Origin of the sequence: Streptomyces viridiviolaceus, assembly GCF_014650995.1 — a bacterium.
Classification (GTDB): domain Bacteria; phylum Actinomycetota; class Actinomycetes; order Streptomycetales; family Streptomycetaceae; genus Streptomyces; species Streptomyces viridiviolaceus.
In genome coordinates this window covers 180,492-203,206 of sequence record NZ_BMWA01000002.1, presented here as the reverse complement: position 1 = coordinate 203,206, position 22,715 = coordinate 180,492, and the positions used below count along the sequence as shown (strand labels likewise).

The window sequence follows — 22,715 nt, the reverse complement described above, 5'->3', positions numbered from 1 at the left end:
ACCGCGCAGACGTCGGCACGCCTTGGACACGACAGCCCGAATCCGGCACGGCCGACGCACGGTTCAGGCGATCGGCGCGCTGCGGGCGGGCACGGGACGTACCGCCCCTCGGACGGCAGTCGCGCGGCAGGCGCGGCGGGCCCGCTCCGGAAACAGCGTGCGCACCACGCAGACGTCGGCACGCCTTGGACACGACAGCCCGAATCCGGCACGGCCGACGCACGGTTCAGGCGATCGGCGCACTGCGGGCGGGCACGGGGACGCGCTGCGCAGCAGACGGCGGTCGCGCTGCTGTCACGGCGGCGCTGCGGGCCCGCTCCGGGAACGGCGGGCCCGCCACGCAGACGATCGGCGCGCTGCGGGGACGGCGGGCCCACGGCGAGTACGGCCGGCGTGCTTGGGACGGCGGATCCACCACGAGGACGGCGGCGCGCTGTGAAGACGGCCGACGCGCTACGGGCACGGCGGCGGGGCGCTCAAGCCGCCGCGTCCTGGCGGCTGGCGAGCGCCCAGATCACGAAGACGTCGATCGCCATCATGATCACCGACCAGACGGGTGCGTACGGCAGGAACAGGAACTGGGCGACGAGACTGAGGGCGGCCAGGAAGATGCCCGCGAAACGGGCCCAGGCCATGTCCTTCAGGAGGCCGTAGCCGGTGACGAGTACGAGGGCGCCCAGGATGACGTGGACGACGCCCCAGCCGGTGATGCTGAACTCGTACACATAGGTGCCGATGCGGGCGTACACGTCGTCCTCGGCGATGGCCGCGATGCCCTGGAGGATGGAGAGGGCACCGTTGCAGAGCATCAGGACGCCCGCGAAGACGACACCTCCGGTCACCCAGCCGCTCTGCCGGGCCGACGGCTGCGAGGACCAGGAACGGCCACCGCCGTGGGACGGCGCACCGGGGGAAGAAGCGGCATGCTGACTCATGACGGCGTTCCTTTCTGCGTGGCCCGTGCGGGCCTCGGGTCACCGGCGCCCGGGGGTGCCGGAGGGTGCTACCGAGCCTGCGGGGGGCCGTACCGGAGGGCCATGCGGGGCACGCCGAACGGGTGAACCGGGTTTCGGCACCACGGCGTCCGAACGCGCCCGTACGGGCCCCGGCGTGCCCCGGGGCCCCGGCGACGGGGCCGGACGGCGGCCATGGGAATGCGGCCCCTGCCGGCCTCGCGTTTACTGAACGGCACGGACGACGCACGGCGGACCGCGGGAGGAGGCCCCAGGGGCGGACGCGGACGAAGGAGGGCGGCCCGTGACGACTCAGCCCCTGCCCGCGCAACTCGCGCGCGGAACGCGCCGGGAGGTCTGGTGACCGCGCCCGCGAACGCCGTACCGGACCGGGCCGAACAGTCCCTGCGGCGCACCCTGCTCACCCCCGGCTATCTGCGGTTGCTGCTGCTGTGCGTGCTGCTCGGCGTCCCCATCGCGCTCGCCTGTTTCTTCTTCGTCGGCCTCCAGCACCAGCTCCAGCACTGGGTGTGGACGTCACTGCCCGAAGCGGCCGGGTACGACCGGCCCCCCTGGTGGTGGCCGTTGCCGGCGCTCGTCCTGGCCGGGCTGGTCCTGGCACCGATCGTGACCCGGATGCCGGGCGGCGGCGGCCATCTGCCGGTGGACGGGCTGGGCGGCGCGCCCGTGGGCCCCAGGGCGCTGCCCAGCGCGGTCCTGGCCGCGCTGGCGACCCTGCCGCTCGGTGTGGTGCTGGGGCCCGAGGCGCCGCTGATGGCCGTCGGCAGCGGACTCGCGCTGCTGGCGGTACGGCGAGCGGGCGGAGCGGACCCACGGGCGAGGGCGATCCTCGCCACGGCCGGCTCCACCGCCGCGATCTCCACCATCCTCGGCGGCCCCGTGGCCGCGGCCGTGCTGCTCATCGAGGGGGCGGGACTCGCCGGCGCCCGGCTGGTCGCCCTGCTGCTGCCCTGTCTGCTGGCCAGCGCGGCGGGCGCGCTGGTCTTCACCGGCTTCGGGCAGTGGACCGGACTGAAGATCGGCGCGCTCACCCTGACCGACGTGCCGCCGGTCGCCAACCCGGACGCCGGGGACTTCCTGTGGGGCATCCCCACGGCCGCGCTCATCGCGGTCCTGGTCACACTGGCCCGCGGGCTGGGCCACCGGACCGTCTCCTGGACACGGCACCGCACGGCCGTCCGCACCGTCGTCTGCGCCACAGCGGTGGGCGTCTGCATCGCCGCGTACGCCCTGATCACCGGCCGTTCCCCGGCGGAGGCGGCCCTGTCCGGCCAGGCGACGCTCGCACAGCTCGCCGCGCATCCGCACGCCTGGTCCGTGGGCGCGCTGATCGCGCTCGTCGTGTGCAAGGGACTGGCCTGGGGCATCGCGCTGGGCAGCCTGCGGGGCGGTCCCATCTTCCCCGCCGTCCTGCTGGGCACGGCGACGGCGACGGCCTGCTCCGGCCTGCCCGGCTTCGGCGCGGCTCCGGCCCTCGCCCTCGGCATCTCCGCCGCCTCCGCCGCGGTGACGGGGCTGCCGCTGGCGAGCGCGGTGCTGGCCGTGCTCGTGGTCGGCGGCGACGCGTACGACCAGATGCCGCTGATCGTCACCGCCTCGGTGGTGGCCTTCGTCGTCGCCCAGCTGGTGCGCCGCGGGGCCCCGGAGACGGAGGAGGAGGCGGCGGCGGGCACGGCGGCGGGGGAGCGAACCGGAACGGCGGCCGCACCGTGACGCGGCGCGGGGACGGCTGGACGGACGCCGGCCCCGGGTCGCGTACGCGGTCCTGGCGCACGGCCGCGCCCTGGCTGGTGCGGGTCATCGCCGTGGTGGGCATGGCCGCGGCCTACTTCCTGCTCCCCCTGGACCACCTCGGTCCCGGACGCCCGGTCCTCAGCTGGCTGCTGTTCGTGCTGGGCCTCGCCTTCGTCGCCGCGCTGCTGCTCCGGCAGATCCGCGACGTCCTCATCGAACGCCCGCACAACCGGCCGGGCGTGGCCATCCCTCTGCTGATCCTCGTGTCGGTGCACATCTTCGCGTCCGCCTACTACACGCTCGCCAAGCAGCCCGGGCAGTTCACGGGTCTGCGCACCCGCGTCGACGCCCTCTACTTCACCGTGGTGACGCTCGCCACGGTCGGCTACGGGGACATCACCCCGCGGGGCCAGACGGCCCGGGTGGTGACGATCCTGCAGATCCTCTACAGCTTCGTCTTCCTCACCGCCGCCGCGACCGCGCTCACCCAGTGGCTACGCGGTCTGGTGGAGCGGCGGCTGCAGCGGGACACGCACGAGTGACGCCGGACACGGAGCGCCGCAGGCGGTTGTTTCCAACGCTGTTTCCGCAGCCCCGGGGGCCTGTCCGCCCCGGGGCCCGCTTGTCACCACCCCCGTGGGCGCACTACTGTCACCACGCCTTGGTGAACGGGAAATCCGGTGTGATGCCGGTGCGGCCCTCGCCACTGTGATCGGGAAGTCCGGCTCCAGCCCTTGCGGGCGGCCACTGGGTCCTTGTGACCCGGGAAGGCGGAGTACGGGCGGTGGTACCCGTCAGCCAGGAGACCGGCCAAGGCGCGTCGTCCATCCACGAGGTGCTGGAGAGGGTCTGCTGAGCCATGCACATAGCCGAGGGCTTTCTGCCTCCGGCGCACGCGATCGCCTGGGGTGTCGCGTCCGCGCCGTTCGTCGTCCACGGAGTACGGTCACTCACCCGTGAGGTCAGGGAGCATCCCGAGAGCACGCTGCTGCTCGGGGCCTCCGGAGCCTTCATGTTCGTTCTGTCCGCCCTCAAACTGCCGTCGGTGACGGGGAGTTGTTCACACCCCACCGGCACCGGCCTGGGCGCCATCCTGTTCCGGCCGCCGATCATGGCGGTGCTGGGCACCATCACCCTGCTCTTCCAGGCGCTGCTGCTCGCGCACGGCGGGCTGACCACGCTCGGCGCCAACGTGTTCTCGATGGCGATCGTCGGCCCCTGGGCCGGCTACGGCGTCTACCGGCTGCTGCGCCGCTACGACGTCCCGCTGATGGTCGGCGTGTTCTTCGGCGCGTTCGTCGCGGACCTGTCCACCTACTGCGTCACCAGCGTGCAGCTGGCGCTCGCCTTCCCCGACCCGAGCAGCGGTTTCCTGGGCGCGCTCGGCAAGTTCGGTTCCATCTTCGCCGTCACGCAGATCCCGCTGGCGGTGAGCGAGGGGCTGCTCACGGTGCTGGTGATGCGGCTGCTGGTGCAGTCCAGCAAGGGCGAACTGACCAGGCTGGGCGTGCTGCTGACGGGGACGGACCCGAAGGAGCGGGCGGTGAGCGCCCGATGAACCGCAACACGAGGATCAACGCCCTGCTGCTGCTCGCCGTGGCCGCGCTCGCGGTCCTGCCGCTGGTGCTCGGACTCGGCGATCACAAGGAGGAGCCGTTCACCGGTGCCGACGCCGAGGCGGAGACGGCGATCACCGAGATGGAGCCGGACTACGAGCCGTGGTTCTCGCCGTTGTACGAGCCGCCGTCCGGGGAGATCGAGTCCGCGCTGTTCGCCGTGCAGGCGGCCATCGGCGCGGGCGTGCTGGCCTACTACTTCGGTCTGCGCCGGGGCAGGCGGCAGGGCGAGGAGCGAGCCCTGGCGGCCCGGCCGGACGAATCCGCAGGTGACTGAGTGCTGCCGATCGACGCGGCGGCCCACAGCAGCCGCTGGCGCCGCCGTCACCCCGTGGACAAGGCCGTGCTCGGGCTGGGCCTCACCGTGCTGGCGATCTCGCTGCCGCCGTGGCCGGGCGCGGCGCTGGTGCTGGTGACGGCGCTGGCGGTGCTGCTCGGCCCGGCGGGCGTACCCGGGCGCCGGCTGTGGCGGGCCTACCGGGTTCCGCTGGGCTTCTGCGTGACCGGCGCGCTGCCGCTGCTGGTGCAGGTCGGCAGCCCGGCGGGGTTCGTGACCTGGGCCGACGGCGGACCGGTCCGCGCCGCCGAGCTGCTGCTGCGCACGTCGGCCGCCTCCCTCGGCGTGCTGCTGTTCGCGTTCACCACCCCGATGTCCGATCTGCTGCCGCGCCTGGTGCGGGCCGGGGTGCCCGCGCCGGTCGTGGACGTCGCCCTGGTGACGTACCGCATGAGCTTCCTGCTGCTGGACTCCGTGCGCCGGATCCGGCAGGCGCAGGCCGCGCGGCTGGGCCACACCACGCGGGCCGCGACCTGGCGTTCGCTCGGCGGGCTCGGCGCCACGGCGTTCGTCCGGGCCTTCGACCGGGCGGCGCGGCTGCAGACCGGCCTCGCCGGGCGCGGCTACGACGGCACCCTGCGCGTCCTGGTGCCCGAGGCCCGCGTCTCCGTGCCCTTCACGGCGGCGAGCGCGGCGCTGCTCGTGGCGCTGGCCGTCCTCACCCTCGTACTGGAAAGGCCCCTGTCGTGAGCGAGTCGGTCCTGGTCGCCCTGCGGGGTGCGTCGTTCGCCTACGAGGACGGCCCGGCCGTGCTCAGCGGCCTGGACTTCGAGGTGCGCGAGGGGCGCGCGCTGGCCCTGCTCGGCCGCAACGGCAGCGGCAAGACCACGCTGATGCGGCTGCTCAGCGGCGGACTGAGGCCGCATGCCGGGCGGTTGACGGTCGCGGGTGAGCCGGTGCGGTACGACCGTGGCGGGCTGACGCGGCTGCGGACCACGGTGCAACTGGTGGTGCAGGACCCCGACGACCAGTTGTTCGCGGCGTCCGTCGCCCAGGACGTGTCGTTCGGGCCGCTGAACCTCGGTCTGCCCGACGCCGAGGTGCGCTCCCGCGTCGCGGAGGCGCTCGCCGCGCTGGACATCACCGCGCTGGCCGACCGGCCCACCCACATGCTGTCGTACGGGCAGCGCAAGCGGACCGCTATCGCGGGCGCGGTCGCTATGCGGCCCCGGGTGCTGATCCTCGACGAGCCGACCGCGGGGCTCGACCCGGACGGCCAGGAGCGGCTGCTGGCCACCCTGGACCGGCTCCGCGAGGACGGCACCACCGTGGTGATGGCCACCCACGACGTCGACCTGGCCCTGCGCTGGTCCGACGACGCCGCCCTGCTCACCCCGGACGGCGTGCGCACCGGCCCGACGCCTTCGACGCTGGCCCGCACGGACCTCCTCCGGCAGGCGGGACTGCGCCTGCCGTGGGGCGTGGCGGCGGCGCGTCTGCTGCGGGCGCAAGGGGTGTTGGCGGACGCGACGGCGGGGCCGCGCACGCCGGAGGAACTGGCCGCCCTGGCGCCGGCGCCCGGCCCGGGAGACGAGCGCACGTACCGCGTGGTGCCCGACGTCGGGGAGTAGCACTCGCCGTCGTCGGGCACCACGTCGGTCCGGTCTTCCCTTCCGGACTGCACCGACCTGGTCGTCGGCACCCTTCACGGCCCCTGCGACCCGGGCCGGTCGCCGTCGAGCGCGGCGGCCTTGTCGTGAAGGCCCTGCGGGCCGAAAGCGCCGCGCCCGGCCGGCAACCCGTCAGCTCGCGGCGACCTGTTCCCTGAGCGCGATGTTGAGTTCGAGCACGTTCACCCGGGGCTCGCCGAGGAAGCCGAGCGTGCGGCCCTCGGTGTGCTCGTCGACAAGCTTCTGGACCTGATCGACGGGCAGGCCGTTCTTCTCGGCGACACGGTGGACCTGGATGTCCGCGTACTGCGGGGAGATGTCCGGGTCCAGGCCGGAGCCGGAGGAGGTGACCGCGTCGGCGGGCACGTCGGAGGGCTTGACGGTGTAGCCGCCCACGGAGTTGTCCTTGACGACGGCGGCCTTGGCGTCCTTCACCCACTGGACGAGTTCCTCGTTGTCGGCGGAGCGGTTGGTGGCTCCGGACAGGATGAGTTCGTACTGGGTGTTGACGCTGTTGGTGCCGAGGCCGTTCTGCGGGCGGCCCTGGAACCACTTGAGGTCGGGCTCGGGGGTTTCCTGGCCCTTCCCGAGCGGCAGGTCGTACGACTGGCCGATCAGCGAGGAGCCGACGACCTGGCCGTCCGCCTTGATCTCGGAGCCGTTGGCCTTGCCGGGGAAAAGCCCTTGGCCGATGCCGGTGACCACCAGCGGGTAGACGATGCCGGTGACCACGGTCAGGACGAGGAGGGCACGCAGGCCTGCCACGAGCAGCCGTGCGGTGTTGGTCAGGGATGTGTTCATGTTCTTCACCCGATCCCGGGGACGATCGAGACGACCAGGTCGATGATCTTGATGCCGATGAACGGGGCGATCAGCCCGCCCAGTCCGTAGACGGCCAGGTTGCGGCGGAGCATCCGGTCGGCGCTCACGGGCCGGTAGCGCACACCCTTCAGGGCGAGCGGGACCAGCACGATGATGATCAGCGCGTTGAAGATCACCGCGGACAGGATCGCGGAGTCCGGCGAGGACAGGCCCATGATGTTGAGCTTGTCCAGGCCCGGGTAGACCGCCGCGAACAGCGCCGGAATGATCGCGAAGTACTTCGCGACGTCGTTGGCGATGGAGAACGTCGTCAGCGCACCGCGCGTGATGAGGAGCTGCTTGCCGATCTCGACGATCTCGATGAGCTTGGTCGGGTCGGAGTCGAGGTCGACCATGTTGCCGGCCTCCTTGGCGGCCGACGTACCGGTGTTCATCGCCACCCCGACGTCCGCCTGGGCGAGCGCGGGCGCGTCGTTGGTGCCGTCTCCGGTCATCGCCACCAGTTTGCCGCCGGCCTGCTCCCGCTTGATCAGCGCCATCTTGTCCTCGGGGGTCGCCTCCGCGAGGAAGTCGTCGACGCCGGCCTCGTCGGCGATCGCCTTGGCCGTCAGCGGATTGTCGCCGGTGATCATGACGGTCCTGATGCCCATGCGGCGCAGTTCGGCGAACCGCTCCCGCATGCCTTCCTTGACGACGTCCTTGAGGTGGATGACGCCCAGGACCCGGGCGCCACGCTCGTCCTCCACCGCCACCAGCAGCGGAGTGCCGCCGGCCTCGGCGATGCGGTCGGCGGCGGTCTCCGCGTCCCCGGCCGCCGTGCCGCCCCGCTCCTCGACCCAGGCGATGACCGAACCTGCCGCGCCCTTGCGGACCTTGCGGCCGTCGACGTCCACGCCGGACATCCGGGTCTGCGCGGTGAACTGGATCCACTCGGCGCCCACGAGTTCGCCCTGACGGCGTTCGCGCAGCCCGTACCTCTCCTTGGCCAGGACCACGACCGAGCGGCCCTCGGGCGTCTCGTCGGCCAGTGAGGAGAGCTGGGCGGCGTCCGCCACCTCGGCCTCGGTGGCGCCGTGCACCGGTACGAACTCGGCGGCCTGCCGGTTGCCGAGCGTGATCGTGCCGGTCTTGTCGAGCAGCAGCGTGGAGACGTCACCGGCGGCCTCGACCGCGCGGCCCGACATGGCCAGGACGTTGCGCTGCACCAGGCGGTCCATGCCGGCGATGCCGATCGCGGAGAGCAGGGCGCCGATCGTGGTGGGGATGAGGCACACCAGCAGCGCCACCAGCACCACCATCGTCAGGTGGGTGCCCGCATAGTCGGCGAACGGCGGCAGCGTGGCGCACGCCAGCAGGAAGACGATGGTCAGCGAGGCCAGCAGGATGTTCAGCGCGATCTCGTTCGGCGTCTTCTGCCGGGCGGCGCCCTCGACGAGGTTGATCATCCGGTCGATGAAGGTCGCGCCGGGCTCCGTCGTGATCCTGACGACGATGCGGTCGGAGAGGACCTTGGTGCCGCCGGTGACCGCGCTGCGGTCGCCGCCGGACTCGCGGATGACGGGCGCCGACTCACCGGTGATCGCCGACTCGTCGACCGAGGCCACGCCTTCGATCACGTCGCCGTCGCCGGGGATGATGTCGCCCGCCTCGCAGACCACCAGGTCACCGATCTTCAGCCGGGTGCCGGGCACCTGCTCCTCGCGCCCGCCCACCAGGCGGCGGGCGACGGTGTCGGTCTTGGCCCTGCGCAGGGTGTCGGCCTGCGCCTTTCCGCGGCCCTCGGCGACCGCCTCCGCCAGGTTGGCGAAGATCACCGTGAGCCAGAGCCAGGCGCTGATGGTCCAGCCGAACCAGTCGCCGGGGTCCTTGAAGGAGAAGAGCGTGGTCAGGACGGACCCGACCAGGACCACGAACATGACGGGTGATTTCACCATCACCCGGGGGTCGAGCTTGCGGAAGGCGTCGGGAAGCGACCTGACCAGTTGCTTCGGGTCGAACAGGCCCGCTCCGACCCGGCGTTCCTCGTGCGTGTGCCCGGTGGGTGCGTCGCTGTGCGGCGCCCGCGTCGGGGTGGCTGTGGACATCGAGTCCTCGTGCTTCTGCGTGTCGGTGGTCATGCCGCCAGCCCCTCGGCGAGCGGACCCAGCGCGAGCGCCGGGAAGTAGGTCAGACCGGTGATGATCAGGATGGCGCCCACCAGCAGGCCGGTGAACAGCGGCTTCTCGGTGCGCAGGGTGCCCGCGGTGGCCGGGACGGGCTTCTGTTCCGCCAGCGAGCCCGCGAGCGCCAGGACGAACACCATCGGCACGAAACGTCCGAGCAGCATGGCGACGCCCAGGGTGGTGTTGAACCACTGGGTGTCGGCGTTCAGACCGGCGAAGGCCGAGCCGTTGTTGTTCGCGGCGGAGGTGTAGGCGTAGAGGATCTCGGAGAAGCCGTGCGCCCCGCTGTTGGTCATCGAATTGCCCGGGGTGGGCAGCGCCATGGCCACGGCGGTGAACGCCAGGACCAGCGCCGGGGTGACCAGGATGTAGCAGGCGGCGAACTTGATCTCGCGGGTGCCGATCTTCTTGCCCAGGTACTCGGGGGTGCGGCCGACCATCAGACCGGCGATGAACACCGCGATGATCGCCATGATCAGCATGCCGTACAGACCGGAGCCCACACCGCCGGGCGCGATCTCGCCCAGCATCATGCCCAGCATGGTGATGCCGCCGCCGAGGCCGGTGAAGGAGGAGTGGAAGGAGTCCACCGCGCCGGTGGACGTCAGGGTCGTCGACACCGCGAAGATCGACGAGCCGCCGACCCCGAAGCGGACCTCCTTGCCCTCCATCGACCCGCCCGCGATGTCCAGCGCCGGGCCGTTGTGGGCGAACTCGGTCCACATCATCAGGGCGACGAAGCCGACCCAGATGGTGGCCATGGTCGCGAGGATCGCGTAGCCCTGCCTGACGGAGCCGACCATGACGCCGAAGGTCCGGGTGAGCGAGAACGGGATCAGCAGGATCAGGAAGATCTCGAAGAGGTTGGTGAACGGGGTGGGGTTCTCGAAGGGGTGGGCGGAGTTGGCGTTGAAGTACCCGCCACCGTTCGTGCCCAGCTCCTTGATGGCCTCCTGCGAGGCGACCGCGCCGCCGTTCCATTGCTGCGAGCCGCCCATGAACTGGCCGACCTCGTGGATGCCGGAGAAGTTCTGGACGGCTCCGCAGGCCACCAGGACGACCGCGGCGACGGCGGCGATCGGCACCAGGACACGGACGACGCCGCGGACCAGGTCGGCCCAGAAGTTGCCCAGCTCACCGGTGCGGGAGCGGGCGAAGCCGCGCACCAGGGCCACGGCGACGGCCATGCCCACGGCCGCGGAGACGAAGTTCTGCACGGCAAGACCGGCGGTCTGCACGACGTGCCCCATGGCCTGCTCGCCGTAGTACGACTGCCAGTTGGTGTTGGTCACGAACGACACGGCGGTGTTGAACGCCTGGTCCGGGTCGATGGCGGCGAAGCCCAGCGAGCCGGGCAGCACGCCCTGAAGACGCTGCAGCAGGTAGAGGAAGAGGACGCCGGCGAAGGAGAAGGCCAGTACGCCGCGCAGGTACGCGGGCCAGCGCATGTCCGTGTCCGGGTCGGCACCGATGCCCTTGTAGATCCACCTCTCCACACGCCAGTGCTTGTCGGAGGAGTAGACCTTGGCCATGTAGCCGCCGAGGGGGATGTGGGCGAGCGCCAGCGCGGCCATGAGCGCGAGCAGCTGGAGCACGCCGGCGAGGACGGGGCTCATGGGGTGCTCAGAACCTCTCCGGGTAGATCAGGGCGAGGACGAGGTAACCCAGCAGGGCGACGGCCACGATGAGGCCGACGATGTTCTCGGCGGTCACAGTTTCGTCACCCCCTTGGCGACGAGAGCCACGAGCGCGAACACCGCGATCGTGGTGACGACGAAGGCCACGTCGGCCATCGCGAGCTCCTAGTGAGGATCGGATGAGGATCTGACAAGACGAGGAAAGCGCCCTTGTGGCCGGATTCGACCGCCGTTGACAGCTTCCTTACGGCGGCCGGAAGGCCTTTGACGCTTCTCTTACGACCGCACAGGGGCCTGCCGTCAGGTCCGCCGGAGCCGCATCCGGCAGATCACGGCATCGCCCTCGCGCCGCACGGCGTGCGCGACGGCGTCCCCTGGTTCTGCGGCAGCCGCTGCCGCCGCCGGTCCGTCCCGACCTCGGGCACGAGCACGCCGGAACCGATGTCTGCCCGGTGGGACGACAGGGCGCTGTGCGCGGTCCGCGAGGGTGCCGCCCGGCAGGTGATCGGCCGGGTGGGCCTGCACGGCGGCGACGTCCCGTCCGAGGCCCGGGACCTCGCGGACGCGGTGGCCGCCTCGGGGCGTACGACGCCGCCGGCGGCCGGGGCCTGCGCGCGGCTGCGCGCGAAGACGACGAGGCGCAGCACCGCGAACCGCGCGACACCGGCGAGTGCGGAGGCGGACAGGTAGACGCCCTGCTCGAGCACCGCGCCGGGCGTCGCCACCAGCTGGTGCAGGGCCAGCATTGCCACGCAGGTCACCGCGTACGCGGCCGCCGCGGACCCGGCCGACTGCGCATGCTGGCGCCATGTCGCGTGCCCGCCCGCGCCGAAGGTGAAGCGGGCGTGCAGTTCCGTGGCGAGAAGCGTCGAGACCACTGTGATCACGGCGTTGGCCAGGACCCAGGGGATCCACGAGGCGAGGGCCGCCACGGCGAAGCTGGAGACGAGCCCCACCCCGCCGCCGCAGAGCACGAAGCGGGCGAAGGCGGTGAAGGCGCAGGGTGCCGTCGGCTGCCGGCTCTGTGTCGTCTCCATGATCCGCCCCCTCGCTGGTTCACTCCGCGAAACACGCGCCTGCCGGTCGTGGAGACCGAGGGCGCGCTCCACCCTTGGCGTCATTGTGGCACCTTTATGATGCCAGCGCGAGGCGTTTTGGCGTCACTTGCGTCATCCATGACGCCAAGGTGTCACGCCAAGTCACACATGCGCAGGTCAGCGACACTGAGGCCGAAAACGCGGACGGGGCGGCGTACGCCGACGTGGTGTCGGAGTACGCCGCCCCCTCGGGCGGGACGGAGTTGCGGGAGGCGATCCTCGCGCGGTCGGTCCGTTACTTCGGGTCGCGGTCGAAGACCGCCTTCGACCAGAAGTAGCCGAGCACCGCCAGTCCCAGGCACCAGGCGACCGCGAGCCACCCGTTGTGACCGATCTCGGTGCCGAGCAGCAGGCCGCGCAGGGTCTCGATGGCCGGCGTGAAGGGCTGGTACTCGGCGATCGGCTGGAACCAGCCCGGCATCGCGTCGACCGGGACGAAGGCGCTGGAGATGAGCGGGAGGAAGATCAGCGGCAGCGCGTTGTTGCTGGCCGCCTCGGCGTTCGGGCTGATCAGGCCCATCCCGACCGCGATCCAGGTGAGCGCCAGGGTGAAGAGCACCAGCAGCCCGAAGGCCGCGACCCACTCCAGGGCGGTGGCATCGGTGGACCGGAAGCCGATGGCCACGCCGACGGCGCCCACGAGGACCACGCTCATCACCGACTGCACCACGCTGCCGATGACGTGCCCGATGAGCACGGAACCGCGGTGGATCGCCATGGTGCGGAAGCGGGCGATGATGCCCTCGGTCATGTCCATGGAGACGGACACCGCGGTGCCGATCGTGGTGCTGCCGATGGTCATCAGCAGCAGACCCGGCACGAGGTAGGCGATGTACTCGGACCGGTCCGCCCCGCCGCCCCCGATGCCGGCACTCATCACGTCGCCGAAGATGTAGACGAAGAGCAGCAGGAGCATGACCGGCGTGAGCAGCAGGTTCAGCGTCATGGACGGGTAGCGCCGTGCGTGCAGGAGGTTGCGGCGCAGCATCGTGTTCGAGTCGCGCACGGCGGGGGAGAGGCGGGACGGGCGGGCGGGGGCCAGGGGGGTGCTCATCGGACAGCCTCCTTGGGCTGGTCGGTGCCGCCGGTCAGGGCGAAGAACACGTCGTCGAGGTCGGGGGTGTGCACGGTCAGCTCGTCCGCCTCGACGCCGGTGGAGTCCAGCCAGTCGAGGATGGCGCGCAGTTCCCGCTGGCTGCCGTCCGAGGGGATCTGCAGTGCCAGTGCCTCGTCGTCGCGGGTGGCCTCGCGCAGCGCGGTGGCGGCGGACCGGTAGGCGGACGGGTCGGTGAAGCGGAGTCGCACGTGCCCGCCGGGGATGAGCCGCTTCAGCTCGTCGGCACTGCCTTCGGCGGCGATCCTGCCGTCGTTCAGTACCGCGATGCGGTCGGCGAGTTCGTCGGCCTCCTCCAGGTACTGGGTGGTGAGGAAGACGGTCACGCCACCTGTGACGAGCTCGCGGATGATGCCCCACATGGTGTGGCGGCTGCGCGGGTCGAGGCCGGTGGTGGGCTCGTCGAGGAAGATGATCCGCGGGTCGCCGACCAGCGTCATGGCGATGTCGAGGCGGCGCTTCATGCCGCCGGAGTAGGTGGAGGCCGGCTTCTTCGCGGCCTCCGTCAGGTCGAAGCGCTCCAGCAGTTCGGCGGCGACCTGCCGTCCCTCGCGCCTGGACAGGTGGTGCAGGTCGGCCATGAGGAGCATGTTCTCCTCGCCGGTGATCAGGCCGTCGACGGCGGAGAACTGCCCGGTGACCCCGATCGCGGCCCGCACGGCCTGCGGGTCGCCGGCCAGGTCGTGGCCGGCGACCCAGGCCTGCCCGCCGTCGGCGCCGATCAGCGTGGAGAGGATCTTCACGGCGGTGGTCTTGCCGGCGCCGTTCGGACCGAGCAGCGCGAACACGGAGCCGGCGGGGATGCGCAGATCGATGCCGTCGAGGACGGTCTTCTCACCGTACGACTTGCGCAGACCGACGGCGGAGACGGCGACCGGCGACGCGTGACCGTCACCCTGCTTGGGCGTGGACATGACAGACGAAGGCATGGAGCCCTCCCGTTCGAAGGGTGAAGTGACTGGGGTGAGGTGGCGAGTTCGCGGGGCCGGCGCTCAGGCCCTGGCGCGACGGATGTCGATGTTGCCGTACCGGGTGCGGGCGCGGATCTTGACGGTGTCCTCGGTCTCCTGCGGGGTCTCGGACGCGGTGAGCGTGTTGCGCACCTGTCCGGAGCCCGAGTGGACGTCGAGCCAGGCGGCCGTGCCCTCGCGGATGCCCACTTCGATGGCGCCGTAGGAGGTCTCCAACTGGACGGTGCCGCGGGCCACTTCGCCCACCCGCAGGGTGCCGTGCGCAGTGGTGGCGGTGACCGAGTTCTCGGCGCGCGCGATGTCGATGTCGCCGTTGGCGCCGCTCACCCGCAGCTCGCCGGTCGCGGCGCCGACGGTCGTGGTGCCGTGCGAGTTCTTCAGGACGGCGGCGCCGTCGACGAGGCCGACGCGCATGCTGCCGGAGCTGGTGGTGATCTCGGCCGGGCCCTCGACGCGGTCCACGGTGATCGAGCCGTGGGAGGCGGTCAGATGCAGCGGGCCGGTCGTGTCGAGGCGGACGTCACCGGACGAGGTCTTCACGCGGACCTCGCCGAGCCGGCCCTCGCCGAGCACCTGGGCCCAGGCGCCGGTCATGTCGACGCGCGAGCCCGTGGGCACCTCGACCGTCACGTCGACGGTGCCGGTGCGACCGAGACCGAGCAGCCCGGCCTTGGGCGTCCTGACGGTCAGGACGCCGCTCGCGTAGGTGACCTCGGTCTGGTCGGCCGCCCGGACGTCCAGGTCCTTCTTCGGGTCGCGGGGCCGCACCTCCACGACGGTGTCGAGGCGGTCGCCCGCGGTGAACTGGATCGAACCGGCCTCCACGTGTGCCGTGGCCGCGATCGGTGCGGGAGTGTCGAAAGAAGGCATGGTTGTCCCGTCCTCTTGGGTCTTCAGGACGTCCCCGCTGGTGGGACGTGGTGTGGGTGAAGTGGTGCGGGCGCGGGTGCGGTCAGCGCACCCAGCCCGTGAAGCCCTGTCCGATGGTGCGGGTCTTCTCCGCCGTACGCGGCCGGGTGCCGCCGTCGACCGCGGCCGAGACGGCGCGCACCAGCCATGCGTTGACCGACAGACCCTCGCGGCTCGCGGCCTCCTCGGCGCGCGCCTTGAGGTGGGCCGGCAGGCGCAGGTTGACGCGGGCGGTGCCGCCCTCGTCGCCGTCGGCGGGGGCCGGGGCCCTGAGCGGCTCGGCGGGCGCGGCCGGCTCCGCGGGGGCACCGGCGTCGGTGGGCGGCGGCGTCACGACGAAGTCCGGGTCGAGCCCGCGCAGCCGTACGTCGACCGACCCGGGGGCGAGTTCCCGGGTGATTTCGTCCATCGCGGCGGAAAGCACGTTGAGCAAGGTCAGCCGGGTCGCCGACTCCAGGGGAGCGGTGAGCCTCTCGGCCAGCTCGCGGGCTTCCTCGCCGCCGGCTTCGGCGGCCACCGCTAGTTCGCGACGGAGTGTGTCGACGTAGGGGGTGAGGTCCATGACGCCATGATGGCATCATGATGGCGCCACGCGCAAGCGGGAATGGCACCCAACGCGACATAGCTCCAGGACGACCGCCCTGACCTGCGGAAGCGCGAACGAGACCGAGCGGGTGGCTACGGCACCGACGCGCCGATGAGCCGTGAGGGACAAGATATGGCACCGACTGGCACCAAGCGTGCCACCAGCTGGCACCCGTCGCGACGGACCGAACGCCCGCGACCGGCGGCCGGCCGTGGCGTCCACCCGGCCTCGTGGTCCGGGCGGACGCCGGCATCACAACGCAGAGATCTGCCAAGCGGCCGTACGCCGACGAAGCCCACGGTCCCGGTACGTGTCACTCTCTGCTTACGGTGATCCAGCCGTCCGCGCGACGGCCGGAACTCGGCACCCAGCCGCACGTCGGGAGAGAGCGCACCCATGGCCACCACCGAGCACCCCCGGCGCCGTCGCCTGCGGGCCTGGATGCTGGAGGGCCTGGCCGACATGGGCAAGGGCGGCGGACTCCAGGGACCGCACGCCCGGCCGGAGCCCCCGGACAAGGGCCGGCCCTGGTACCGGGTGATGTGCCTGACCGGTGTCGACTACTTCTCCACCCTCGGCTACCAGCCCGGCATCGCCGCCCTCGCCGCGGGCCTGCTCTCCCCCGTGGCCACCATCGTCCTCGTGATCGTCACCCTGGCCGGCGCCCTGCCCGTCTACCGGCGGGTCGCCGAGGAGAGTCCGCACGGACAGGGCTCGATCGCCATGCTGGAACGGCTGCTGACGTTCTGGAAGGGGAAGCTGTTCGTCCTCACCCTGCTGGGCTTCGCGGCCACCGACTTCCTCATCACCATCACCCTGTCGGCGGCCGACGCCTCCACCCACCTGGTCGAGAACCCCCATCTGACCGAGGTCCTGCACGACAAGCAGCTGATCATCACCCTGATCCTGATCGCGCTCCTCGGAGCCGTCTTCCTCAAGGGCTTCCTGGAGGCGATCGGGGTCGCCGTGGCCCTGGTGGGGACCTATCTCGCACTCAACGCGGTCGTGGTCGTGGCGGGCCTGTGGCACGTCACCACCGAAGGGCACGTCATCACCGACTGGGCGAACGCCCTGACCGCCGAGCACGGCAACGTATTCGTCATGATCGGCGTGGCTCTGATCGTCTTCCCGAAGCTCGCGCTCGGCCTGTCGGGCTTCGAAACCGGCGTGGCCGTCATGCCGCACGTCCAAGGCGCGATCTCTGACACGGAGGAGAAACCCGCGGGCCGGATCCGCGGCACGAAGAAGCTGCTCACCACGGCCGCCCTGATCATGAGCGCCTTCCTGATCACCACCAGCTTCATCACGACGCTGCTGATCCCGGAGCGGGAGTTCGAGTCAGGCGGCGATGCCAACGGCCGGGCGCTGGCGTACGTGGCGCACGAGTACCTGGGCAACACCTTCGGCACGGTCTACGACGTCTCGACGATCACCATCCTGTGGTTCGCCGGCGCCTCCGCGATGGCCGGGCTGCTCAACCTCATGCCCCGCTATCTGCCCCGCTACGGCATGGCCCCGCACTGGGCCCGCGCCGTCCGCCCCATGGTCATCGTCTTCACGCTCGTCGGCTTCCTCGTCACCTGGATCTTCGACGCCGACGTCGACGCCCAGGGCGGCGCCTACGCCACGGGCGTCCTGGTACTGATCAGCTCGGCTGCCATCGCCGTCACCATCGCCACCCGCAAGGCCGGGCAGCGGGGCTGGGCCCTGGGGTTCGCGGTCATCTCCGCGGTCTTCCTCTACACCACCGTCCTCAACATCATCGAGCGTCCGGACGGCGTCAAGATCGGCGCCTGCTTCATCGCCGGCATCGTCCTGATCTCCTTCCTCTCGCGCCTCGCCCGCGCCTTCGAGCTCCGGGTCACCGATGTGGTCTTCGACGCCACGGCGGAGCGGTTCGTCCGGGACATGGCAAGCCGTAAGATCCGGTTCATCGCCAACGAGCCCGACAACCGGGACCTGGCGGAGTACCGCGACAAGATCGAGCAGATCCGCGCCGACAACGAGGTCCCCTCCCAGGAGGACTTCGTCTTCGTCGAGGTGACCGTCACCGACCCCTCGGAGTTCGAGTCGGGCCTGACCGTGCGGGGCGAGGTGATGCACGGCCGGTTCCGCGTCCTGACGCTGGAAAGCTCCTCCGTATCCAACGCCCTGGCGGCCCTCCTCCTCCACGCCCGTGATCTCACCGGCCGGACCCCTCACATCTACTTCGAGTGGACCGAGGGCAACCCCTTCGCCAACTTCCTGAGGTTCTTCCTCTTCGGCCAGGGCGAAGTCGCCCCGGTCACCCGCGAGGTCCTGCGAGAGGCGGAACCCGACCGCTCCCGCCGCCCGAGGGTCCACGTCGGCTGAGCGACCACGGCACGCGGGAGGACGGCGGCGCCACGGCGGCCCGTGCCGCCCCCTGGGGCCCGCACCGGCCGTCCCCCTGCTGCGTGTCGTGCGGCGCTCTGCCGCGTCCGGCGCCCTCTACCGACTCGCAGGCCCTGCCGCCGCCGTCGTGAACGGCAGCACCAGGCGGGAGGGGTGTGCCGCGTCCCGGTAGATCTTGTGGGTGACGGGGCGGCCCACCGGCAGGTGGAAGGCGTCCGGCGGCAGCAGCGCGTTGTGCTCGTCGGCGAGCGGCTCGTCGTTGGACAGCTCCACGACCAGCCTGTGGCCCGGCAGGAACGTCGCCGCGAACGGGTAGACGCGCAGCACGTACTCCTCGATCTTCCCCGGCTCGACCGGCAGCGCGCGGGTGTGCGGGTGGTACGGGTCGCCCTCGGTGGTGCGCTCCTCGTCGAGTTCGCGGTGCGAGGCCTTGAGGTAGGCGGTCGTGATGAGCTGCCGCTTGCCGGTCGGGGCCTCGTCCCACAGGCGCAGGATGAAGTTGGTGTCCGGCTGGTCGATCTCGGCGAACAGGTGAGCCGCGCCCTGGCCGATCATCTCGGTGGGCTCGGTGAAGGGGGCGGTGGACCAGCTGAGGATCTCCACCTTGTCGGTCACCGTCAGCGGTGCCTGGTAGAAGCCGTCGGGGGCGGCGTGCTCGGCGCCCATCAGCTCGGGTTCGAAGGAGAGCTTGCGGCGCGGACGGAAGTACAGCGAGCGGAACTCGACGTCCTTCGGGGGCCACTGCGCGCCGGTGACGGTCTCGCGGGAACCCTCGACGTGGACGGTGACGGCGGGCTCGTCCATGACCCCGTTGTCGATGCCCTTGATCCAGTACTCGTACCAGCGGAACATCTTGTCGTGCTCCTCGATGAAGGGGCGCGACTGCATGGGCGGGTAGGGGCCGATGTCGAGCTTCTTCGGGCCCTTGAGCGAGTTGTACAGCTCGATGGTGCCGTCCATCGTCCAGCCGCGGCCCTGGTCGATCTGGAGCCAGACCGGGATGTCGATGTCCGGCGCGAGGGTGATCGGGTTGCGCTCCTCGTACCAGTCGCCGTCGACCTCGTTCACCACGATGTCGAACCACGCCTCGTGGTTCTTCGGGTAGTTGAGCACGTGGACCAGGTTGGGCCAGGCGGCGACGTCCGGGTCCTTCAGCCGCTCCGCGACCCGCTTGCTGATCTCCTCGGGCGAGTACGTCTCCAGCATGCGGGACTTGACGCCGTCGGTGAACGCCCAGCCGGAGTCGCCGCCGCGGCCCTCGCGGGCGGCGCGCGGCATGAACCACATGACGCCGCCGTGGTACGTCGTCTCGTAGAAGTCGTAGTGGCCGCCGCTGACGAAGATCGCCTTCAGGCTCGGCGGGCGTTCGGCCGCGGCCAGCACCTGCATCGAGCCGAAGTACGAGATGCCGATCATGCCGACGTCGCCGTCGCACCAGGGCTGCGCCGCGACCCACTCGATGAAGTCGTAGGCGTCCTGTCCGAGCGGGACGCCGCCGGCGTTGTAGTTGCCGATGTGCTCGCCCTCGGAGGCGCCGGAGCCGCGCAGGTCGCCGATGACGTGGACGTAGCCCTCCTTGACGACGCGGGCGATGTCGCCCGCCTCGATGCAGCCGTCCCACATCGGGCTGGGCCGGCGCTGCGGGGGCGTGGTGAGGGCGAGTGCCTGCAGTTCCTTGCCGTAGGGGCTCAGGGCGACGAGTGCGGGCCGCGGGGTGCCGTCCACGGGACCGTAGGTGTCGGCGGCCAGCGTGACACCGTCGCGCATCGGCACCCGGAGGTCCTTGCGGACGGCGATGGTCTGCGCGCCCGCCTGGATCGTGTGAAGGTCGGTCATGTCTGTCGAGCTCCTGTGTTACACGTTCCGGGCGCGCGTGCGGTAGGCGTGCATCGAGGTGAAGAACGGCGACGGTTCGAGCGTGGGGTCGCCGGTGTAGCCGAGGTCCTCGGCGGCCCGGGCGAAGGGTGAGTACGGGGAGTCCGTCTCCGTCAGGCCGGCCTCCAGGCAGCGGCAGGCCGCCGCGGCGACGCGGTCCTCGGCGGCGAGGCTCTGGTCGATGGCCTCCCGGGCCTGCGCCTCGTCGAGTTCGACGCCGTACGGGGTGCCGTCGGCACGCCGGTAGGGGTGCCCGAGGTAGAGGCGGCGCGGGCGGACCTCGTCGCGCAGGTGCTCCAGGCCGGCCCGGTAGGCGGGCGGATCGGTGTAGCCGGGGAAGCCGTTGGCGGCGCCGTGGACCTGTACGGCGTCACCGGCGAAGGCCGAGCGCTGTCCGTCGATCACGTAGGCGACCGATCCGGGGGTGTGCCCCGGGATCGCGTGCACCGACACGGCGACGTCGCCGCCGAGACGGAGGGTCTCCCCGCCCTTGACGAGCAGGGACGGTTCCATCTCCCCGGAGATGACGGCACCGGCGGCGGCCGCCACCTTGGCCTCGCCCTCGGGGTCGCGGAGGTACCGGCCGCGTCCGGCGCGGTACTCCTCGACGTGTGCCTGCCGGGAGCGCAGCATCGGTGCGTCGGCCTCGTGGATCACCACCTGTGCCCGTCGGCCGGTGCGTTCCCACAGGGCGTGCGCCCCGCCGACGTGATCGATGTGGCCGTGCGTCAGCAGGATCCAGCGCACGTCCTCGATGCGGCGCCCGATCGCCTCGAGCGCGGGAGCCATGCCCTCGGCGGGAGAGGTGGCGATCCCGGTGTCGACGATCGCCGGTTCGGGTGCGTCGATGAAGAAGCTGTACAGACCGAACCGGCCCCACGGTGAGACCAGGGGGTGGACGGCGACGTCGTGTGTCATGGTCCTCTTTCCGAACTCGTGCGCGACGGCGGCCCGTTCAGCGCCGGGTGAGGAAGTCGCGGGTCTCGGTGAAGACCCGGTGGTACTCGGGGATCCAGGAGAAGTGCTGGACGAAGCCGTGGCCGGCGCCGGCGTACCGGCTCACCGTCGCCGTCACACCGGCCTCCCGCAGGCGGCGGCCGTAGAGTTCGCCCTCGTCGCGCATGGGGTCGAACTCGGCGGTGACGACCAGGGCCGGCGGCAGCCCGCTCAGGTCCTTCCGCTTGACCGGGGAGACCAGCGGGTCGGCGGGGTCGGCGCCGCTGTCGAGGTAGAAGGCGTTGAACGGCTTGAGACCGGCCGTCTCCAGGCCGTAGCCGACCGCGTTCTCCCGCAGCGAGGCGTACCGGTCCTCGTCGAAGTCCAGGTCGAGCGAGGGGTGGTAGAGGACCTGGTGGGTGATCCGGTCGAAGCCGTCGTCGTGCGCCCGGGCGGCGACGGCGGCGACGAAGGTGCCGCCGGAGCTGTCGCCCGCGAGGGCGAGGGTCGTGCCGTCCCAGTGCAGTTCCTCGCCCTGCTCGGCGGCCCACCGGGTCACGGCGTAGCAGTCGTCGAGCCCGGCCGGGAAGGCGGCCTCGGGTGCCCGGCGGTAGCCCACGGAGACGACCTTCAGCCCGGTCTCCTTCGCCAGCGAGCGGGCGACGTGGTCGTGGGTCTCCAGGCTGCCGAGGAAGAACGCGCCGCCGTGGAAGTAGACGAGCAGGCCGTGGCGGTCCGCTGCGGTGGGCGTGTAGACGCGCACCGGCACGTCACCGGTGGCGGTGTGCGCGGTCAGGTCCTCCACCGCGTGCAACGGCAGGCGCTCCTCGACCGGGGGCACCTGTGCCTCTTCCGCGGCGCGCATCGCGACCGGGTCGAGCGGACCCGCGGGCGGGGGCGGGAGGGTCGCGAGGAACGTGGCGACCTCGGGGTGCAGCGGCATGGTTCTCACTCTCCCGTCGCGGCGGCCGCGGGCTTCTGGCCGGGGAAGACGTCGTTGATCTCGTCCTCGGTCCAGCCCTGCCGCGAGATGGCCTGGAGCTTGTCGGTCACCGGCTTGCGGGTGGCCTGGTACAGGGCGAGGCCCTCCTTCACGGAGCCCGCCTCGCGCAGGGCGTCGGCGATCGCGCCGGCATCCTCGATGGCGGAGTTGGCGCCCTGGCCCTGGTGGTGCAGCATCGAGTGCGCGGCGTCGCCGACGAGGACGACGGAGTCCGAGTGCCAGGTGCCGACCGGGTCGATGTCGTAGACGGCCCGGATGTTGACGGTGTCCATGTCGAGGCCGCGCGTGATGTCCACCAGGCGCTCGTCGAAGCCCTCGACCGTGCGCAGCAAGTCCTCCTTGGTGACCTGCGGCGTCCAGGTGCCGTCTGGGCACAGGGCGGTGATGTCGAAGGACACCTGGCCCCGGTGGCGCAGGATCGGCACGCCCGTGGCGAGCGCGGCGCGGGCGGCGGCGCGGTAGATGCGCTTGTCCAGGTCGGTCATGCGGCCGCCCCGGCTCACGCCGACCTTGATCACGCCGGCGAGGCTGCCGGTGTCGCCGATGCCGACGGTGATCTCGTGGACGAACTGCCGGGTCAGGTAGTCGACGTCGGCGCGGGCGAAGTGCGGCAGCGCGGTGTCGCCGCCGACGAAGCCGGTGCAGGCGACGATGTGGACGCCGGTCTTCGCCGACAGCGACTTGTAGTGGTCGACGTCGCGGCCGTTGCAGATGCCGGTGGCGTCGACGAAGGTGCCGCCGCCCAGTTGGTGGAAGCGGCGCAGCTTCGGGACGGTCTCCTCGTAACGCTGCTCGGGGGACTTCCACCACCGCGTGTCCAGCTCGGAGCCGGGCATGCCGTAGCCGATGTGCTCGTGGATCGCCACGAAGCCCAGTTCCTCGGCGGGGACCGGCCCCAGGACGGTGTTCACTCGCGACACAACACTCACCTTCGGAAGAGTTCTTGACGGTCGTTCGGG

Annotated in this window: 20 protein-coding genes, 1 pseudogene and 1 riboswitch; of the genes and pseudogenes, 7 read left to right on the top strand and 14 right to left on the bottom strand. The window is 71.5% G+C overall.

Going from position 1 to position 22,715, the window contains the following annotated elements:
* Window positions 1–476 precede the first annotated feature (476 nt).
* Complete coding sequence (locus IE260_RS03015; protein WP_189868864.1) at window positions 477–935, bottom strand: DUF7144 family membrane protein; 459 nt, start codon at window positions 933–935, stop codon at window positions 477–479.
* Window positions 936–1,313: 378 nt separating this feature from the next.
* On the opposite strand from IE260_RS03015, the gene IE260_RS03010 reads away from it, so the two are divergent.
* The 6 genes from IE260_RS03010 (at window position 1,314) to IE260_RS02985 (ending at window position 6,232) form a co-directional block, all read left to right on the top strand.
* Complete coding sequence (locus tag IE260_RS03010) at window positions 1,314–2,687, top strand: chloride channel protein (protein WP_189868863.1); 1,374 nt, start codon at window positions 1,314–1,316, stop codon at window positions 2,685–2,687.
* A gap of 101 nt (window positions 2,688–2,788) precedes the next feature.
* Window positions 2,789–3,250 (top strand): potassium channel family protein, encoded by a 462-nt coding sequence (locus tag IE260_RS03005; RefSeq protein WP_189869050.1) that lies wholly within the window; start codon window positions 2,789–2,791, stop codon window positions 3,248–3,250.
* Between the two features lie 103 nt (window positions 3,251–3,353).
* Window positions 3,354–3,537, top strand: a riboswitch (cobalamin riboswitch).
* A gap of 30 nt (window positions 3,538–3,567) precedes the next feature.
* The gene (locus IE260_RS03000) at window positions 3,568–4,266 is read left to right on the top strand and encodes an energy-coupling factor ABC transporter permease (protein ID WP_189868862.1); all 699 of its coding nucleotides are present in this window, start codon (window positions 3,568–3,570) and stop codon (window positions 4,264–4,266) included.
* The gene (locus IE260_RS02995; RefSeq protein ID WP_189868861.1) at window positions 4,263–4,601 is read left to right on the top strand and encodes an energy-coupling factor ABC transporter substrate-binding protein; all 339 of its coding nucleotides are present in this window, start codon (window positions 4,263–4,265) and stop codon (window positions 4,599–4,601) included. The genes IE260_RS03000 and IE260_RS02995 overlap by 4 nt, the downstream gene beginning before the upstream one ends.
* Window positions 4,602–5,351, top strand: a complete 750-nt coding sequence (cbiQ, locus tag IE260_RS02990; protein ID WP_189868860.1) for a cobalt ECF transporter T component CbiQ — start codon at window positions 4,602–4,604, stop codon at window positions 5,349–5,351.
* Window positions 5,348–6,232, top strand: a complete 885-nt coding sequence (locus tag IE260_RS02985) for an energy-coupling factor ABC transporter ATP-binding protein (protein ID WP_189868859.1) — start codon at window positions 5,348–5,350, stop codon at window positions 6,230–6,232. The genes cbiQ and IE260_RS02985 overlap by 4 nt, the downstream gene beginning before the upstream one ends.
* 171 nt (window positions 6,233–6,403) lie before the next feature.
* On the opposite strand, the gene IE260_RS02980 is transcribed toward IE260_RS02985, so the two are convergent.
* The 9 genes and pseudogenes from IE260_RS02980 to IE260_RS02940 all read right to left on the bottom strand — a co-directional run bounded on the left by IE260_RS02980 (window position 6,404) and on the right by IE260_RS02940 (window position 15,545).
* A complete protein-coding gene (locus IE260_RS02980; protein ID WP_189868858.1) occupies window positions 6,404–7,072 on the bottom strand; it encodes a potassium-transporting ATPase subunit C in 669 nt (222 codons plus the stop codon).
* Window positions 7,073–7,077: 5 nt separating this feature from the next.
* Window positions 7,078–9,210 carry a potassium-transporting ATPase subunit KdpB gene (kdpB, locus tag IE260_RS02975; protein WP_189868857.1) on the bottom strand — a complete coding sequence of 711 codons (2,133 nt, stop codon included), beginning with the start codon at window positions 9,208–9,210 and terminating at the stop codon, window positions 7,078–7,080.
* A complete protein-coding gene (gene kdpA, locus IE260_RS02970; protein WP_189868856.1) occupies window positions 9,207–10,871 on the bottom strand; it encodes a potassium-transporting ATPase subunit KdpA in 1,665 nt (554 codons plus the stop codon). Before kdpA ends, kdpB begins: the two co-directional genes overlap by 4 nt.
* A gap of 7 nt (window positions 10,872–10,878) precedes the next feature.
* On the bottom strand, window positions 10,879–10,968 hold the full coding sequence (gene kdpF, locus IE260_RS02965; protein WP_018536030.1) for a K(+)-transporting ATPase subunit F: 90 nt from the start codon (window positions 10,966–10,968) through the stop codon (window positions 10,879–10,881).
* A 484-nt stretch (window positions 10,969–11,452) separates the two neighbouring features.
* Window positions 11,453–11,929: pseudogene (locus tag IE260_RS02960) on the bottom strand (GtrA family protein); the annotation flags it as partial.
* Window positions 11,930–12,224: 295 nt separating this feature from the next.
* Window positions 12,225–13,043 (bottom strand): ABC transporter permease, encoded by an 819-nt coding sequence (locus tag IE260_RS02955; protein ID WP_189868855.1) that lies wholly within the window; start codon window positions 13,041–13,043, stop codon window positions 12,225–12,227.
* A complete protein-coding gene (locus IE260_RS02950; protein WP_189868854.1) occupies window positions 13,040–14,032 on the bottom strand; it encodes an ATP-binding cassette domain-containing protein in 993 nt (330 codons plus the stop codon). The genes IE260_RS02955 and IE260_RS02950 overlap by 4 nt, the downstream gene beginning before the upstream one ends.
* 63 nt (window positions 14,033–14,095) lie before the next feature.
* A complete protein-coding gene (locus IE260_RS02945) occupies window positions 14,096–14,944 on the bottom strand; it encodes a DUF4097 family beta strand repeat-containing protein (protein WP_189868853.1) in 849 nt (282 codons plus the stop codon).
* 82 nt (window positions 14,945–15,026) lie between these two features.
* Window positions 15,027–15,545: a toxin-antitoxin system HicB family antitoxin gene (locus tag IE260_RS02940; protein WP_189868852.1), complete on the bottom strand. Its 519-nt coding sequence runs from the start codon at window positions 15,543–15,545 to the stop codon at window positions 15,027–15,029.
* Window positions 15,546–15,965: 420 nt separating this feature from the next.
* Here IE260_RS02940 and IE260_RS02935 point away from each other — a divergent pair, with 420 nt between their 5' ends.
* A complete protein-coding gene (locus tag IE260_RS02935) occupies window positions 15,966–17,921 on the top strand; it encodes an APC family permease (protein WP_189868851.1) in 1,956 nt (651 codons plus the stop codon).
* Between the two features lie 117 nt (window positions 17,922–18,038).
* On the opposite strand, the gene IE260_RS02930 is transcribed toward IE260_RS02935, so the two are convergent.
* From IE260_RS02930 to IE260_RS02915, 4 genes are read right to left on the bottom strand one after another with little or no spacing between them, the layout of a single operon-like run.
* Window positions 18,039–19,778, bottom strand: a complete 1,740-nt coding sequence (locus IE260_RS02930) for a CocE/NonD family hydrolase (protein ID WP_189868850.1) — start codon at window positions 19,776–19,778, stop codon at window positions 18,039–18,041.
* 18 nt (window positions 19,779–19,796) lie between these two features.
* Window positions 19,797–20,735: an MBL fold metallo-hydrolase gene (locus IE260_RS02925; protein WP_189868849.1), complete on the bottom strand. Its 939-nt coding sequence runs from the start codon at window positions 20,733–20,735 to the stop codon at window positions 19,797–19,799.
* Between the two features lie 37 nt (window positions 20,736–20,772).
* Window positions 20,773–21,696, bottom strand: a complete 924-nt coding sequence (locus tag IE260_RS02920) for an alpha/beta hydrolase (RefSeq protein ID WP_189868848.1) — start codon at window positions 21,694–21,696, stop codon at window positions 20,773–20,775.
* A 5-nt stretch (window positions 21,697–21,701) separates the two neighbouring features.
* Window positions 21,702–22,676, bottom strand: a complete 975-nt coding sequence (locus IE260_RS02915) for a phosphotriesterase family protein (protein WP_189868847.1) — start codon at window positions 22,674–22,676, stop codon at window positions 21,702–21,704.
* Window positions 22,677–22,715: the final 39 nt, after the last annotated feature.

Coding starts and splice junctions, on each gene's coding strand:
- IE260_RS02930 (WP_189868850.1), bottom strand. CDS start 19,778: ATGACCGACCTTCACACGATCCAGGCGGGCGCGCAGACCATCGCCGTC.
- kdpA (WP_189868856.1), bottom strand. CDS start 10,871: ATGAGCCCCGTCCTCGCCGGCGTGCTCCAGCTGCTCGCGCTCATGGCC.
- kdpB (WP_189868857.1), bottom strand. CDS start 9,210: ATGACCACCGACACGCAGAAGCACGAGGACTCGATGTCCACAGCCACC.
- IE260_RS03015 (WP_189868864.1), bottom strand. CDS start 935: ATGAGTCAGCATGCCGCTTCTTCCCCCGGTGCGCCGTCCCACGGCGGT.
- IE260_RS03000 (WP_189868862.1), top strand. CDS start 3,568: ATGCACATAGCCGAGGGCTTTCTGCCTCCGGCGCACGCGATCGCCTGG.
- IE260_RS02920 (WP_189868848.1), bottom strand. CDS start 21,696: ATGCCGCTGCACCCCGAGGTCGCCACGTTCCTCGCGACCCTCCCGCCC.
- IE260_RS02980 (WP_189868858.1), bottom strand. CDS start 7,072: ATGAACACATCCCTGACCAACACCGCACGGCTGCTCGTGGCAGGCCTG.
- IE260_RS02995 (WP_189868861.1), top strand. CDS start 4,263: ATGAACCGCAACACGAGGATCAACGCCCTGCTGCTGCTCGCCGTGGCC.
- IE260_RS02940 (WP_189868852.1), bottom strand. CDS start 15,545: ATGGACCTCACCCCCTACGTCGACACACTCCGTCGCGAACTAGCGGTG.
- IE260_RS02945 (WP_189868853.1), bottom strand. CDS start 14,944: ATGCCTTCTTTCGACACTCCCGCACCGATCGCGGCCACGGCACACGTG.
- IE260_RS02955 (WP_189868855.1), bottom strand. CDS start 13,043: ATGAGCACCCCCCTGGCCCCCGCCCGCCCGTCCCGCCTCTCCCCCGCC.
- IE260_RS02950 (WP_189868854.1), bottom strand. CDS start 14,032: ATGCCTTCGTCTGTCATGTCCACGCCCAAGCAGGGTGACGGTCACGCG.
- IE260_RS02935 (WP_189868851.1), top strand. CDS start 15,966: ATGGCCACCACCGAGCACCCCCGGCGCCGTCGCCTGCGGGCCTGGATG.
- IE260_RS02925 (WP_189868849.1), bottom strand. CDS start 20,735: ATGACACACGACGTCGCCGTCCACCCCCTGGTCTCACCGTGGGGCCGG.
- IE260_RS03005 (WP_189869050.1), top strand. CDS start 2,789: ATGGCCGCGGCCTACTTCCTGCTCCCCCTGGACCACCTCGGTCCCGGA.